Genomic DNA, 15,556 nt, shown 5'->3' with positions numbered 1-15,556 from the left:
AATTATCCTTATTAGAAAGTGGATTTCGTTGATTGAAGCGTAAGGGGGCGACTCCAGTGGGAACAACGCGAGCTGAAAGCCCCGCAGGAACGAAGTGACGAGGAGATTGAAGCCGTGCCCACGGAAAGCGTCCGCCTAAAGCGAGGATCAACATTGTTCGGATTTCAATATTTCATATGTATTTATGAAATTGACTCAAGTAAATTTATTTTTATACTAATGGAGTTGTTTTTTTGTGACTACAGAACCGAGTAAGTACTTAACTGTAAAAGCTCTAACTAAATACATAAAGCGAAAATTTGATGCTGATACGCATTTACGAGATGTGTACGTAAAAGGAGAACTTTCCAATGTGAAAGTTCATTCTAGCGGACATATCTATTTTACGCTTAAAGACGATGCTGCTCGACTTACTTCTGTCATGTTCGCGATGAATGCCAAATCATTAAAATTTGTTCCCGAAAGTGGCATGAATGTACTCGTTCGAGGAGATATAAATGTATTCGAAGTAGCTGGTCAATATCAATTATACGCTGCTACTATACAGCCAGACGGTATAGGGGAGCTTTTTTTAGCATTTGAACAATTAAAAAAGAAATTGCAGCAAGAAGGGCTCTTCCATCCGAGTCGTAAAAAACCAATTCCAACATTCCCTAAAAAAATTGGTGTAGTTACCTCTAAGACTGGAGCAGCTATACGAGATATCTTAACAACATTAGAACGTCGGTACCCTATTTCTGAAGTTATTGTATTTCCTAGTATCGTTCAAGGACCTCAAGCTGCGCCTACCATTGTAAAGTCAATTGAAAAAGCCAACCAAAACAATGATATGGACGTTTTGATCGTTGGACGAGGAGGCGGTTCCATTGAGGATCTATGGGCTTTCAACGAGGAAGTAGTAGCAAGAGCAATTGCAAATAGTAGAGTTCCAATAATAAGTGCAATTGGTCATGAAACAGATACAACTATCGCTGATTTTGTTTCAGATTTACGAGCCCCGACCCCAACAGCAGCTGCTGAAATGGCAGTGCCAAGCAAAGAAAACCTTATGCAAAATATCCTATCATTTCAATCGGCAAGCTTACGTTTTATCACTAAGCGGATAACAGATGAAAAAAACAGATATAAACGAGCAATGGAATCACCGATAATGGCAACTCCCGAGAAATTATATCGTCCTTTTATTGAAAGGTTTATTCGTACAGAACAACAGCTACAAAGAGAAACAAACCTTCTTTATAACAGTAAGCATCGAGATTTCTTGCAGGTTCAAAATAGATTTTCTCAATTATCTCCACAAAAATTAATCGATCAACATCATAAATCTGTCCAGTCAATAACTAACCAATTGAACCAAGCATCACTATCCACGTTTGAAAAATATCGTCAGCAATTTGTTGGCTCTATACGTACTTTAGAAGCGCTAAATCCGTTGAAGATTATGGACCGTGGATACAGTATTATATTCAAAGAGGGTAAACTAGTTAAATCCGTGGAAAATGTAAAGAAAGATGATTCGATATTTGTTACATTACAAGATGGTCAATTAGAAGCTATCGTTAGGCAAGTTGAAGTGAAAGAAAGTGGGGACTAATACTAATGACTAAGAAGGAAATTCTATTCGACGAAGCAATGCTGCAATTAGACAATATAGTTCGTCAGCTAGAACAAGGTGATGTACCTTTAGAAAGTGCTATAGAACTATACCAAAAAGGTATGGAGCTTTCCAAAGTGTGTAGTGACAAGTTGCAAAAAGCGGAAAAACAACTAGTAACATTTATAGATGAAAACAAAGAAGACGTTGGTGTGGACAATGAGTAATCTATTAACTTCATTTATACAAACCAATCAGCCGCTTATTGAAGAAACATTACATGATCTTATAAAAGATATAAAGGCACCTCAGCCTCTAAAAGATGCTATGCTGTATTCACTTCAAGCAGGTGGGAAAAGAATTAGACCATTATATACACTTGCAGTTTTAAAAGAGCTAGATTATCAGAATGAGGACGCTCTTATTGTGGCAAGTACGATTGAAATGATTCACACGTATTCCCTCATTCATGATGATTTACCTGCGATGGACAATGATGATTTACGACGTGGAAAACCAACCAATCATATAGTATTTGGCGAAGCACTTGCTATATTAGCAGGAGATGCACTTGTAACGATTGCCTTTGGTATTATTGCTAGACTTCAAAATATTTCCCCTCAGCTAAAAGTAGATTTAATCGAAAAGTTAAGCTTTTCTGCTGGTGCAGAAGGAATGGTCGGCGGTCAAGTATTAGATATGCTAGGTGAAGGTCAAACTCTAAATTTAGAGCAATTGGAAGAGATTCATGTCAATAAAACAGGGGCACTCTTGTCCTACAGTATTTTAGCGGGAGCAATCATAGCAAATGTTCCCGGAGAAATAATGAGTGCATTAAAAAAATACGCATTTCATATTGGTCTTGCATTCCAGATTCAAGATGACATTCTAGATGTAGAAGGTACATCGGAACAGTTGGGTAAAACTGCTGGTAAAGACTTAAAAAGCGAAAAAAATACATACCCTTCAATTTTGACTATTGAAGGTGCAAAAAAAGAACTTCAAAATCAGTATAACCAAGCTTTCCAGGCCTTAGAGAATGTTCAAATGCACAATGGTTTACTAGTAGAGTTTGCCAATTACATTACGAAAAGATCAAAATAGTAGCGAATAATTTGTTTTTTATACAATTATTGCTATGATATTAACTAGTTGTAAAGAAGGAAATCTAATAGAAGGTGTGTGATGGCAATGGATTTAACTTCAATTTCTAGCCCATCCTTTTTAAAAAGTTTAGATAATGAACAATTAAAGGAACTTAGTGAAGATATTCGATCGTTTTTAATAGAAAATTTAGCCGTAACAGGTGGGCATATTGGGCCGAACTTAGGAGTAGTAGAACTAACAATTGCTTTGCATAAATCATTCAACAGCCCAGAAGACAAATTTCTGTGGGATGTTGGACATCAAGCATACGTCCATAAGATTTTAACAGGGCGAGCGAGTCAATTTGATACACTGCGTCAATTTAAGGGATTATGTGGGTTTCCAAAGCGTATTGAAAGTGAACATGATGTATGGGAAGCAGGACATAGCTCAACTTCTCTTTCTGCTGCAATGGGAATGGCAAAGGCTAGGGATATTCAAAACAAGAAAAATTATGTTGTACCAATAATTGGAGATGGTGCTCTTACTGGCGGTATGGCATTAGAGGCTTTAAACCATATTGGACACGAAAAAACCGATATGACAGTTATTTTAAATGACAACGAAATGTCTATTGCACCAAATGTAGGAGCTCTCCATAATGTGTTAGGTAGATTACGTACTCATGGGACTTATAACAAGGCAAAAGATGAGCTAGAATCATTGCTGAAAAAAATCCCAGCAGTTGGTGGAAAACTTGCAGTTACAGCAGAGCGGGTGAAAGATAGTCTAAAGTATTTACTAGTTTCAGGAGCATTTTTTGAAGAACTAGGATTTACCTATCTCGGTCCAATCGATGGTCACGACTTTGTAGCATTAGAAGAAAACTTGCAATATGCCAAGAAGATGAAAGGTCCAGTAATTCTGCATGTTATAACGAAAAAAGGAAAAGGTTATAAACCTGCGGAGCTTGATAAAATTGGTACATGGCATGGAACAGGTCCATATAAAATGGAAACTGGTGATTTTGTCAAATCAACTTCAAAAGGACCTTCATGGAGCGCACTAGTTGCCGAAACTGCGAGGAAGCTTGCGCGAACAGATAAACGTATTGTAGCAATTACTCCAGCAATGCCAGTAGGTTCCAAGTTAGAAGGATTTGCTTCTGAGTTTCCAAATCGTATGTTTGATGTAGGTATTGCAGAACAGCATGCTACTACTATGGCTGCAGGTATGGCTGCAGATGGTATGAAACCGATGCTTGTCATTTACTCGACGTTTCTTCAACGTGCTTACGATCAAATTCTTCATGATATCTGTCGACAAAACCTAAATGTTGTCATTGGTATTGATCGCTCAGGCTTAGTCGGAGCAGACGGAGAAACGCATCAAGGGGTATTTGATATTTCTTTCTTACGTCATATGCCAAATATGGTTATTATGATGCCTAAGGATGAAAATGAAGGCCAGCATATGGTTAAGACTGCCTTCGATTATTCGGATGGACCAATAGCACTTCGTTATCCAAGAGGAAATGGTCTTGGCGTTCCAATGGATGAAGAATTGAAAACTATTCCAATTGGTTCTTGGGAAGTACTAAAAGAAGGTACACAGGCAGCTATTCTTACATTTGGAACAACTATACCAATGGCTATGAAGGCTGCGGAAATTCTTTCAAAAAATAATATTTCAGTAGAAGTGATTAATGCTCGTTTTATAAAACCATTAGACGGAGAAATGCTTCGAGACCTACAGGCTCGTAATATTCCTATTGTTACATTAGAAGAGAGTGTTCTTCAAGGTGGTTTCGGAAGTGCAGTAATAGAGTTTTATAATGAACATAACTTACATGCAAATGTTCACCGTATGGGTATTCCAGACATCTTTATCGAACATGGTGAGGTAAATCAATTGCTGGAAGAAATTCATATTACTTCAGACGAAATTGTAAAAGTAGTGACTACCAAAGTAAGTGAATCTTCAAGGTATATCTCATCATGACTAAAATACCGAAAGAAAGAGTAGACGTATTATTAGTCGAACAAGGATTATTCGAAACAAGAGAAAAGGCTAAACGTGCGATAATGGCAGGACTTATTTATAAAAACGAAGAGCGAATTGATAAACCTGGAGAAAAGGTGGAAAATACCTCTGTTTTAACTGTAAAAGGTCAAGTATTAAAGTATGTAAGCCGTGGTGGATTAAAGCTAGAAAAAGCATTGGATCAATTTAACTTAAGTATCGAAGATAGAATTATGCTTGATATCGGTTCTTCTACTGGTGGATTTACAGATTGTGGTTTGCAAAATGGTGTAAAGCATGCCTATGCGTTAGATGTAGGAAGCAACCAATTAGCATGGAAAATTAGGCAAGATGCTCGTGTAACTGTTATGGAAAAAACGAATTTTAGATACTCAACTCCTGCAGACTTTTTAGAGGGTTTACCATCATTTGCATCAATCGACGTATCATTTATTTCCTTAAAACTTATCTTTCCGACTTTAAAAACAATTTTAGTACCTAATGGAGATGTAATTGCTCTTGTAAAGCCTCAATTCGAGGCAGGCAAGGATCGCGTGGGGAAAAAAGGGGTAATAAGAGATAAGGCAGTCCATGTAGATGTTTTGAATGACATAGCTAATTTTGCTGAAAGTCAGCGTTTTCGATTAAAAAATGCTTCTTTCTCCCCTATCACTGGCGGAGAGGGAAATATAGAATTTCTTTTTCACCTCACGAATATTGTAGGTGAAGAATTTCCACCGCATCAGATAGATTTTGCAAAACTAGTAGGCGAAGCACATCAACTACTTAAATAACTTGCGACTCTTGTGAAAGAGTCGCTTTTTTCTTGTTACTTTTCCAATCCAATGCTATTGTATAAAGTAAACAGTATAAATATACAATGAGGTGAACCCGATATGAACAAGGGACAACGACATATTCGCATAAGAGATATTATTGGAAAGCATGAAATTGAAACACAGGATGATTTAGTCGATTTTCTAAAAAATGCGGGATATAATGTCACTCAGGCTACAGTATCGAGAGATATTAAAGAACTTCATTTAGTTAAAGTGCCATTGCCAAATGGTAATTATAAATATAGTTTACCTGCAGACCAACGCTTTAATCCTATACAAAAACTACGAAGAGCATTATCTGATGCGTTCGTTAGTATTGATGGAGCTAGTCATTTCTTAGTAATGAAAACATTACCTGGTAATGCACATGCAATAGGGTCCTTGATAGATTACTTAGATTGGCCAGAAATTTTAGGAACTATTTGCGGTGACGATACTTGCTTGATCCTATGTAGGCAGGAACAAGATAGTCAAACTATTAAAAATCGCTTACTCGAAATGCTCTAAAATGAGGTGAAAACAATTGCTGAAGGAACTAACGATAAAAAACTTTGCGATTATTGATGAATTGACCGTCAGTTTTGAAGAAGGTCTTACTGTGCTTACAGGAGAAACTGGAGCAGGAAAGTCTATTATAATTGATGCTGTGCATTTATTATGTGGTGGTAGAGGCTCACATGAATTCATTAGACATGAGGCTAAAAAAGCTGAGTTAGAAGGCTTGTTTATTATTTCCAATCCTCAACATGGTGTTGTGAAAAAGCTAGCAGACGTTGGTATTGATATTGAAGATGAATCTATCATTTTAAGAAGAGATATCAACCAGTCAGGTAAAAGTGTCTGCAGAGTCAATGGGAAACTTGTAACAATTGGTATTTTAAGAGAAATTGGTGCTTCATTAATAGATATTCATGGGCAGCATGAAAGTCAGGAATTAATGGACGATAAAGCACATATCCATTTATTGGATCAATTTGCTGGAGATAATCTAAAAGAAGTGAAAGAATCTTATCAAGAACTTTATAAGCAATACAAAAAGTGGAAAAAAGAACTAGATAAATTATCCGAGAACGAACAACAGATTGCTCATAAAATTGATTTATACACGTTTCAGGTAGAAGAAATCGTCGATTCAAATCTAGTCATTGGAGAAGAGGAGCAACTACAGGAACAGAAAAAGAAATTACAAAATTTCCATAAGGTTTTCGACAAAATGAGTACTGCGTATGATGCTATTTTGGCGGAATCAAAAGGTTTAGATTATATAGGTACGGCAATGGCTGATCTTCAGGATATAGCAGATGTCGATAAAAATATGATGGAGCTAAGCGAAAACGTATCATCAGCTTTTTACATATTGCAAGATGCAGCCTATCAACTAAAAAATGAACTAGATGAAATGGAATTTGATAACAATCAGTTACAAATCGTAGAAGAGCGTTTAGCTGCTATCCAAACCTTGAAAAGAAAGTATGGTTCAACTATTGAAGAAATTTTACAATACAAAGACCAAATTCAACACAGTTTAGATCAATTAGTGAATCGTGATGAGCAAATTCAAAAAATGACTGAAAAAATACGTCAAATTGAAATTGATTTAGAACTAGAGGCAAATGACTTAACGGATAAACGTAAAAATGCTGCTAAACATTTAAGCATTGCCATCATGGAGCAATTACAGGAACTATACATGGAAAAGGCAACTTTCTCGGTTATGTTTCATGAATCAGTTAAACCAGTTTACAATGAAAATGGGTTAGACGATTTATCGTTTTATATTTCAACGAATGTAGGAGAACCTCTGAAGTCATTAACTAAAATTGCTTCCGGTGGGGAACTATCACGTATGATGCTTGCTCTTAAAAGTATTTTCTCCGAGCATCAAGGCATTACATCTATTATTTTCGATGAGGTTGATACAGGAGTAAGTGGACGTGTTGCGCAATCAATAGCAGAGAAAATTTCAGGGATTGCTTCGAATTCACAAGTACTTTGTATTTCTCATTTACCACAAGTTGCTGCAATGGCCGATCAACATTTAATGATTAAAAAAGAAGTCAGCGGTAATCGGACATTTACTGTATTAGAAGAAGTCCAAAATGAAAAACGAGCAGAAGAGCTTAGTCGGATGATGTCTGGTGCGGAAATTACAAGCACCACTTTACAGCATTCGAAAGAGCTTTTAAAATTAGCGAAAAATCGAAAAAAAATTATAAGAAATCTTTAAAGACCTTGAGATCAAGGTCTTTTTTTTACCATGTTTTAAAGGATCCCAATATTCCCACTTCAATGTTTGAGCCAAAACAAAATCTTTATGGTAAAAAAACCCATTGATTTCAGTTTTATTTTATCAATTATTTACCTTTCATAGCCGACATTTTGTAGGACATAGTATCAATATAGGGAGGTGAAATATGAAGAAAAACTATCGTAAATGGTCGCTAATTCCACTACTCTTCTTTACTTTATTCTTCGCGAACAATTCAGCTTTTGCAGAGGAAACTTCAGTAGTACCACTCGGACAGTCCATTCAAATTGATTTACAATATGGCTCCGTTTTTGTAAGCAGTGATGTTTTACTTTCAGATGATGAATGGTTGCGAACTGGTGATTTGATTCATCTGATTAATGATAAGCCAGTGACAAATCTAATGGACGTAAAAAGTCATATAAAAGATAGTACACAAATTATTATCCAGTATGAGCATAAAAAAGAAAAGTATACGAAAAGTATAAGCTCAGTTCAAATGGTGAAATTGCTTCCTTTTTTGAAAGATGCTACAGAAGGTATTGGTACTTTAACCTATTTTGACCCCATTACGAAAGAATTTGGTGCGTTAGGTCACCAAATAGTGGACCAACAATCCGGAATTACTCCGAATTTTTCGGAAGGATCCATATATTTATCTTCGATCGAACAGATAAAGAAAAGTACGCCTGGAAAACCTGGCTATAAAATAACCTCCCATAAATCAAATACTTTACCAATCGGTGGAGTAAATGAAAATAATGTATACGGTGTTTTTGGAAAATTGGACAATAGTGCATTAGAAAATATATCCATGCAACAAGTAGAAATTGTAGATCAAGAAGAAATAAACACAGGTAAAGCAGTTATGAGGACCTCAATCGATGGTGAAAAAGTACAAGATTTTGCAATAGAAATTTCTTCAGTAGAAGGCCATATTTTTCAATTTACAGTAACCGATAAGAAGCTTCTTCAAAAGACTGGCGGGATTCTACAAGGTATGAGTGGAAGTCCAATCATGCAAAAAGATAAACTAGTCGGAGTCGTTACTCACATGTATGTAGATAAACCGGAAAATGGTGCAGCATTAGCAATTACAGAAATGATGAAAAAGAATCCATGATAAAATAAAAAGGATAGATTCCGTTTTTTTTGGGTCTATCCTTTTTATTGTTTTAGATATAAGATGAAATAAAGATAATTCGACATTGTTGTTTTAATATTCAAAAATTTGTCGCAATATAACGAAAATGTATTATAAAAGCCTTATTTTTAATAAGAATAAAGGATATTAGGAAATTAAAGAGAATAGTATCTGAGTGAAAAATTACAAAAGGTGGATGAGAAAATGGAAAAGGTAAAAATTGCAATAGTAGATGACAATAAAGATTTAATTCGGACGATGGAATCCTACTTTGATCAGCATCCTGAAATCGAGATAATAGGGACTGCGGCAAATGGGAAACTTTGTTTAGAACTTTTAGAGAATATTCAGCCGGATGTATTACTACTCGACATTATAATGCCACATTTAGATGGAATTGCTGTTTTAGATAATCTACAAAAAGACAATAAACTTAAAGATATCCAAGTAATCATGCTCACCGCGTTTGGACAAGAGGATGTAATGAAACAAGCTGTAGACTTGGGAGCATCCTATTTTATGCTGAAGCCTTTTGAATTCGAACGCTTAGTAACTCAAATTAAACAAGTAGCAGCCAAAAAAGGTTTTGTTCAGGAAGCGCCTGTAAAAACTAGTCCCGAGAAAGAAGCATTACAAAATAAGCGTATGATTGACAATACAATAACGAATGTTATTAAAGAGATTGGTGTTCCTGCACATATTAAAGGATATTCCTACCTACGAGAGGCTATCCAAATGGTTTATAGTGATATTGAATTGCTAGGCTCCATTACAAAGGTTTTATATCCAGAAATAGCTAAAAAATTTCAAACGACACCATCTCGTGTAGAACGAGCAATTCGACATGCTATAGAGGTAGCATGGAACCGTGGAAACTATGAAACTATATCTAAATTGTTCGGCTACACTGTCCATCATTTAAAATCAAAACCTACTAACAGTGAATTTATAGCAATGATCGCAGATAAAATTCGTATGGAGAATATGGCTAGTTAAATTCCTGTTACCGGACTAATCATAAATTATAAACCTTCCAATTTCTTAAATTAAAGCAATATAAACTTGCCACCAATAAAGCCAACGAATTAATTATTCGCTGGTTTTTTTGATGAATAAGTTTTTACTAGTTATTCAAAAACACACTTAACTTTTCTAAAAAGTAATTAGGTGAATCAATTTCATAAAGAATATTGTATTGTTAAATCCGAACTACGCTGAGTTCCGCTCTAGGCGCGGAAAGACATCAGTCAAACAAAGTTTGTCCAATATCTTTCCAACGGGCTTTTCAGCTCTCGCTGTTCCCGCTGGAGTCGCCGCCTGCCACTCCAATCAACGGGATTGATTTTAAAAAACTAATAATATATTGCGATATTAAGTAAACATTTGTATTTCTAAATGAAACAAGTAATTATGAAATTGACTCAGGTAATAATAGAGCAATTATTATTTTTGAAGCCTTAGAAAACTATTGAAACAGTTATGAACTTAAAGATCAGGAGCTTTATTCCCAGTTTTACTTATTTACAAAAGTATGAAAAAGGACTTTTTATATTGGTAAGAATTATTTTTATCGCTACTTTGTACCCTTCAAAAGAGGTCGGTTATAAGTCTAAATATCTGGATTATTTGAAGTAAGACTAATTAAAAATAATTAGAATTAGGTATTAATAGCGATATTTTAAGCAAATTCAAAATTTTTAGCACTCTATTTTTAATTGTGAGTATAATAATGATGAGAGGAAGTGTTTGATGCAATGATAATCATTGAGAATGATGAAATAATGCTTTCTGCAGATAATGGACGAGTATTTATGACTATTAAAAAGGATAACTACAATCTGAAGAAAGTTGATGAATTAACTAGTGCTCATCCGAGGCTGAAGATTTCTAATTTCATGGCTGTAAAAAAAGCAGTAGAAAGTGGTTCACATGATCCGATTGAAGTTGGAAGCTGGATCGACAGTATGGAGTTAGAGATAAGTATTGATAAAATGGAAGCGTTAATCACTATTTACGAGTCTCAGAACTTTATACAAGAAAACATAGAAAGTCTTCAAAAGAATATACAAAAATTACTTCAGGACAATGGAATTGTATTTGGTCAGCAACCATTGGATTTAAATTCGATTAAAACGGGTAAATCATACATAATTGCAAAAGGAGTTCCACCTGAAAAAGGTGCTAATGCCAAAATATCTTATTTACAGCAAGCAGAAAAAACACCAGTAATCAATGAAGATGGCAAAGCGGATTACTTTGATATGAACTTCATCGTAGAGATTGATGAGGGATCATGGCTTGGTGAAAAAATTCCTGCACAGCAAGGAACAGAGGGTAAGAATATTCTTGGAGAATCCGTACCTGCATTGATGGGTGATGATTTACCTCTAAAATATGACACTAAATCCGCGTATGAAGTGGAAGAGGACGGTAAGACAGTTTTACGTTCAAAAACAAAAGGAGTAATTGGAGAAGTAAACGGAGTACTTACGGTTCAAAAGCATCTTGTCATTGATGGTGATGTGGGATTGGAGACAGGTAATTTGAAATTTGACGGCTCTATTCAAGTTAGAGGAACTGTAATGGCTGGTTACTCAATAGTCTCTTCCGGTGATATCTCCATTGAATCTAATGAAGGCGTACATTCAGCAGAACTTATAAAATCGACAGAAGGAGACGTGTTCATTAAAGGCGGCATATTTGGCAGAGGAATCACAAAAGTAGAGGCACATCATAATATATTTGTTAAACATGCTAATGAATGTACTTTAGAGGCAAAAGATACTATTCACATTGGATTTTATTCTTTAGGGTCTAAGATTTTCTGTAATGAATTGATATTAGATGAGCGTAAAGGGAAGATTATTGGTGGTAAAGCTATTGCTATCAATTCAATCACATCTGCATATACGGGAAACAATTCAGAAAGGAAAACGGAATTGGTAGTCCAAGGAATAGACCGAAAAATTCTAACGGAAAATGCGAAAACAAAAGCACAAGAGATGATGAAGTTACAGGAAGAAACGACTAAGCTCAATTTTAGTTTAAGTCAATTAAATCAATTTAAGAGTTCAATGTCTGTTCAACAAGTAGCTGTATATGAACAAACGAAGCAAAAATATAATGAAATTCAACGTGAAGTGAAAGAGTTAGATGAGGAGATTCAGCGAATTTTGAAAATGTTAAGACAAACTTCAGATTATTTTATCGATATTAAAAGAGAAGCAAATCCAGGTACGGTTATTCAAATTGGAAACAAATCATCCTATCTAACAAAACAAACCCAAGGGAAATTCAAATTGGAAAATGGGGAGTTAAATGTCTAATATACCTGTGTATGCTCACCGTGGTGCTGCAGCAAAAACAGTTGAAAATTCAATGAAAGCGTTTAAAAGAGCTGTAAAGCTAGGAGTAGATGGGATTGAATTAGATTTACAGCTTTCAGCAGACGGCGTACCTTTTGTTACGCATGATATTGATTTTTTTCGATTAGCGGGAAATAAACGAAGAATTACTGATATGCTTGCAGAGGAAGTTTTGCAGCTAAAACTCGGTCGAGTGTTCTACCGTAAGTTTTTCTATTCTAAAGTAGTGACCTTTGATGAATTCATTCACTATGTGACTCCATTAGGAATAAAATTAAATATAGAATTGAAGGAATCCTTTCTTGGGAAAAATGAAAAAATTCGAGAGGTCGTAGAAAAAGCATCACACATTTCAGATGTTCACTTTTCTTCCTTCGAATTTAGTATCCTGCAAACAATACACGCGATGGGAAGAGAAGTACAAACAGCTTTTATTGGTAAAAAAAATTCAGATTGGGATTATGTGCTGTCTATTAAAGAAATAGATGCAATTCACTTCAATAAAAAGTTTTACGATACTATTTTAATGAAGAGAGTATGGGATGCTGGTTTTCCAATGCGCTTTTATAACATAAAGGGCAACGAAAAGTATATTCAGAATCCACATGAATCTGTAATTGGATGGATCACTGATTACCCAGAAAAAGTAATTCAACAACAAAAAAGACCAGGTTAAAGACGCCCGGTCCTCTAAAAATAAAAACGCAGATTTATTTGATTTCCACTCTGAGCGACCGCATGAAACGGATGTTAGTAGTATTATTCATTCTTTTAAGTGCCATAAATCAAGTGTTTCACGGAATTTTGACGTAGGCTTTTATTATAAGTCTACGTCTTTTTTCTTTTGAAATCGTGGAGCTACTTTCCCATTTTTACGATCACGGTTCAATAAGAACCCTGCAAAGAAGCCTAATCCTAGAACCGTAAATATTAATCCGCTTATAAATTGTATGACCAAGCCACCAATAGGGAGGATTTGTAATCCGAAAAATGTATCTCTCATTAATTTAATCCCAAATGCTGCTAAAATTCCAGGAATTAATAACACGATTAAAGCCGCTAAACGAGCCATTTTTTTCACTCCTGTTCTTACTAATTTAATTTTACTATCAACAATATGATTGTCAACGAAAGAAACTTGCGTTATGATAAATGAGAAGTGCAATAAGTTGCAGATGATTAATGGGGGTGTGCATATTCTTGCAAAACATACTTATAGTAGGTGCTGGTAATGGAGGATGTGCACTTTTGAAATTGATACAACAGGCTGAGTATCTTCAAGTAAAAGCTATTGTAGACATTGATGAAAAAGCTCCCGGGCTAAAACTTGCAAAAGAGACTAATATTCCTACGTTTAAAGATTGGAAACCTCTCCTAAATGATGATATTCAGATCATCATTGATGTTACGGGAAACAAAGAGGTATTTCATGAGCTTCTTGCAAATAGGCCAGCCACTGCGGTATTAATACCGGGCGAGATTGCCAACTTAATTGTTTCACTTTTAGAAGAGAAAAATAAGTATATAAACATTATTGATCACAAAACGATGATGCAGGAGTTAATCTTCAGTTCTGTTGAAGAAGGTATGATTGGAATTGATGATCAAGGCATCGTAAATTTATTTAACAAAAGTGCAGAAAGAATGACACAAATATCTGTCGAAAATGCCATTGGAAAACATGTGCATGAAGTAATTTCCTTAAGTGAATTACCTAAAGTATTCGATACGGGTCGTGTCGAACTAAACAAAGAACTCATTCTTGAAAGCGGTACCAAAATTGTCACCTCGCGTTATCCGATGATAAATGAAGAAGGAAAACAAGTCGGGGCATTTGCAGTTTTCAAGGATATTTCGGAAGTAGTTCGACTAGCTGAAGAAATTACAAACCTAACAGAAATTCAAAAAATGCTAGAGGCAATTATCTATTCAAGTGAAGATGCTATTTCCGTTGTGGATGAAGAGGGTAAAGGTATTCTTATTAACCCTGCTTACACAAGAATAACTGGATTTAGCGAAGCAGAAGTAATTGGGCAACCCGCAACAGCTGATATTTCCGAAGGGGAAAGTATTCACCTAAAAGTGTTGCAAACTCGCAAGCCTGTTCGTGGTGTTAATCTACGAGTAGGGAAACTGAAAAAAGATGTTATCGTCAATGTCGCGCCTATCATCGTTAACCAACAGTTAAAAGGTAGTGTTGGAGTAATACACGATATGACTGAAATGCGCGGGCTAATGAAAGAATTAGATCATGCTCGCACGCTAATCAGAACGTTAGGGGCAACATATAGCTTTGAAGATATTGTTGGTACTTCAAACGAAATAAACTTCACGATTGAGCAAGCAAAGTTAGCAGCAAGCGTTTCAGTAACCGTACTTTTAAGGGGAGAGGTTGGTGCTGGAAAAGACTTATTTGCTCTTGCAATACACAGTGAAAGTAATCGATCGCATCATCCGTTTCTTCGTGTAAACTGTAGCTCAACGGAAGAACATTTGCTAGAAACAGAGTTGTTTGGATCTGAAAAAGATGGGTTTATACAACCTGGAATTTTTGAACAAGCAATAAATGGTACAATTTTCTTGGACGAAGTTGGGGAACTTACGAAAAAGACACAGGCAAAGCTGCTACGTGTTCTGAGAGAAAATGCAATCATTCGAGTAGAAGGAACGACATCAATACCTGTAGATGTGAGAATCATCGCATCAAGTAGTTTGAACCTCGAAAAAGCAATGCTAGAAGGTACTTTTAGAGAAGATTTTTATTATCAATTGAATCGGATGCCAATACATATTCCTTCCTTACGTAATCGTAAACAGGATATTCCGGCAATAGCAGAGCATTTGCTCGTGAAGTTAAATCAAGAATTTGGTCGCAATGTTGAAGGTTTTTCAGAAGAAGCAATGAAGAGTTTACTTCTATATGACTGGCCGGGGAATGTTCGAGAGTTGGAAAATGTCATCAGTCGTTCAATGATATTTTTGCAGCCAAATGATCGAACGGTAGAAGAATACCATCTACCAAAGTCAATGTTAGTTATACCAAGTGAGGACAAGGGAGAGACTTCACTTGGTACGTTAGCAGAACAAATGGATGAAATGGAAAAGAAAGTATTGGCACAAGCATTAAAACTTTCTGGGGGAAACAAATCACGAACCGCCAAACAACTTAACATTTCACTCCGCACGCTTTATTACAAATTAGAAAAATATCATTTAGCATAAATGGGAGACACTTCTAACAATAGGGGTATTGAATAT

General features: G+C 35.6%; 13 protein-coding genes. 12 read left to right on the top strand and 1 reads right to left on the bottom strand.

Translation table 11 applies throughout. The features are described 5' to 3' along the window. The first annotated feature begins 235 nt into the window (after positions 1–235). From xseA to ACQCPR_RS10745, 11 genes are all read left to right on the top strand, one after another. Positions 236–1,594, top strand: coding sequence for an exodeoxyribonuclease VII large subunit (gene xseA, locus ACQCPR_RS10795; protein WP_427137025.1), 1,359 nt, complete (start codon positions 236–238; stop codon positions 1,592–1,594). 5 nt (positions 1,595–1,599) lie between these two features. Beyond that, positions 1,600–1,821: an exodeoxyribonuclease VII small subunit gene (gene xseB, locus ACQCPR_RS10790; protein ID WP_427137024.1), complete on the top strand. Its 222-nt coding sequence runs from the start codon at positions 1,600–1,602 to the stop codon at positions 1,819–1,821. Further along, entirely contained in the window at positions 1,814–2,698 is an 885-nt protein-coding gene (locus tag ACQCPR_RS10785; RefSeq protein ID WP_427137023.1) for a polyprenyl synthetase family protein, read from the top strand. The genes xseB and ACQCPR_RS10785 overlap by 8 nt, the downstream gene beginning before the upstream one ends. Before the next feature lie 87 nt (positions 2,699–2,785). Further along, positions 2,786–4,681, top strand: a complete 1,896-nt coding sequence (gene dxs, locus ACQCPR_RS10780) for a 1-deoxy-D-xylulose-5-phosphate synthase (protein ID WP_427138935.1) — start codon at positions 2,786–2,788, stop codon at positions 4,679–4,681. Then, positions 4,678–5,496 (top strand): TlyA family RNA methyltransferase, encoded by an 819-nt coding sequence (locus ACQCPR_RS10775; RefSeq protein ID WP_269922922.1) that lies wholly within the window; start codon positions 4,678–4,680, stop codon positions 5,494–5,496. The genes dxs and ACQCPR_RS10775 overlap by 4 nt, the downstream gene beginning before the upstream one ends. Positions 5,497–5,598: 102 nt before the next feature. Further along, positions 5,599–6,048 carry a transcriptional regulator AhrC/ArgR gene (gene ahrC, locus ACQCPR_RS10770; RefSeq protein WP_090563671.1) on the top strand — a complete coding sequence of 150 codons (450 nt, stop codon included), beginning with the start codon at positions 5,599–5,601 and terminating at the stop codon, positions 6,046–6,048. A 16-nt stretch (positions 6,049–6,064) separates the two neighbouring features. Next, a complete protein-coding gene (recN, locus tag ACQCPR_RS10765) occupies positions 6,065–7,768 on the top strand; it encodes a DNA repair protein RecN (RefSeq protein WP_090563669.1) in 1,704 nt (567 codons plus the stop codon). Between the two features lie 187 nt (positions 7,769–7,955). Beyond that, complete coding sequence (locus tag ACQCPR_RS10760; RefSeq protein WP_427137022.1) at positions 7,956–8,912, top strand: SpoIVB peptidase S55 domain-containing protein; 957 nt, start codon at positions 7,956–7,958, stop codon at positions 8,910–8,912. Between the two features lie 225 nt (positions 8,913–9,137). Next, positions 9,138–9,929, top strand: a complete 792-nt coding sequence (gene spo0A / locus ACQCPR_RS10755) for a sporulation transcription factor Spo0A (RefSeq protein WP_093496806.1) — start codon at positions 9,138–9,140, stop codon at positions 9,927–9,929. Positions 9,930–10,687: 758 nt separating this feature from the next. After that, a complete protein-coding gene (locus ACQCPR_RS10750; RefSeq protein ID WP_427137021.1) occupies positions 10,688–12,259 on the top strand; it encodes a DUF342 domain-containing protein in 1,572 nt (523 codons plus the stop codon). Next, positions 12,252–12,974: a glycerophosphodiester phosphodiesterase gene (locus ACQCPR_RS10745; RefSeq protein WP_427137020.1), complete on the top strand. Its 723-nt coding sequence runs from the start codon at positions 12,252–12,254 to the stop codon at positions 12,972–12,974. The genes ACQCPR_RS10750 and ACQCPR_RS10745 overlap by 8 nt, the downstream gene beginning before the upstream one ends. A 144-nt stretch (positions 12,975–13,118) precedes the next feature. Here the strand turns inward: ACQCPR_RS10745 and ACQCPR_RS10740 are convergent, their stop codons facing one another. Next, positions 13,119–13,370 (bottom strand): DUF2627 domain-containing protein, encoded by a 252-nt coding sequence (locus tag ACQCPR_RS10740; protein ID WP_090563660.1) that lies wholly within the window; start codon positions 13,368–13,370, stop codon positions 13,119–13,121. Positions 13,371–13,498: 128 nt separating this feature from the next. Between ACQCPR_RS10740 and ACQCPR_RS10735 the strand changes: the two genes are divergently transcribed. Next, positions 13,499–15,520 carry a sigma 54-interacting transcriptional regulator gene (locus ACQCPR_RS10735; RefSeq protein WP_269922928.1) on the top strand — a complete coding sequence of 674 codons (2,022 nt, stop codon included), beginning with the start codon at positions 13,499–13,501 and terminating at the stop codon, positions 15,518–15,520. The last annotated feature ends 36 nt before the right edge of the window (positions 15,521–15,556 follow it).

This window comes from Psychrobacillus psychrodurans (assembly GCF_050209195.1).
In the GTDB taxonomy this organism is placed as follows: Bacteria; Bacillota; Bacilli; order Bacillales_A; family Planococcaceae; genus Psychrobacillus; species Psychrobacillus psychrodurans.
This window is presented reverse-complemented; position numbering and strand designations above follow the sequence as displayed.

Coding starts and splice junctions, on each gene's coding strand:
- xseB (WP_427137024.1), top strand. CDS start 1,600: ATGACTAAGAAGGAAATTCTATTCGACGAAGCAATGCTGCAATTAGAC.
- ACQCPR_RS10785 (WP_427137023.1), top strand. CDS start 1,814: ATGAGTAATCTATTAACTTCATTTATACAAACCAATCAGCCGCTTATT.
- dxs (WP_427138935.1), top strand. CDS start 2,786: ATGGATTTAACTTCAATTTCTAGCCCATCCTTTTTAAAAAGTTTAGAT.
- ACQCPR_RS10775 (WP_269922922.1), top strand. CDS start 4,678: ATGACTAAAATACCGAAAGAAAGAGTAGACGTATTATTAGTCGAACAA.
- ahrC (WP_090563671.1), top strand. CDS start 5,599: ATGAACAAGGGACAACGACATATTCGCATAAGAGATATTATTGGAAAG.
- ACQCPR_RS10760 (WP_427137022.1), top strand. CDS start 7,956: ATGAAGAAAAACTATCGTAAATGGTCGCTAATTCCACTACTCTTCTTT.
- spo0A (WP_093496806.1), top strand. CDS start 9,138: ATGGAAAAGGTAAAAATTGCAATAGTAGATGACAATAAAGATTTAATT.
- ACQCPR_RS10750 (WP_427137021.1), top strand. CDS start 10,688: ATGATAATCATTGAGAATGATGAAATAATGCTTTCTGCAGATAATGGA.
- ACQCPR_RS10745 (WP_427137020.1), top strand. CDS start 12,252: ATGTCTAATATACCTGTGTATGCTCACCGTGGTGCTGCAGCAAAAACA.
- ACQCPR_RS10740 (WP_090563660.1), bottom strand. CDS start 13,370: ATGGCTCGTTTAGCGGCTTTAATCGTGTTATTAATTCCTGGAATTTTA.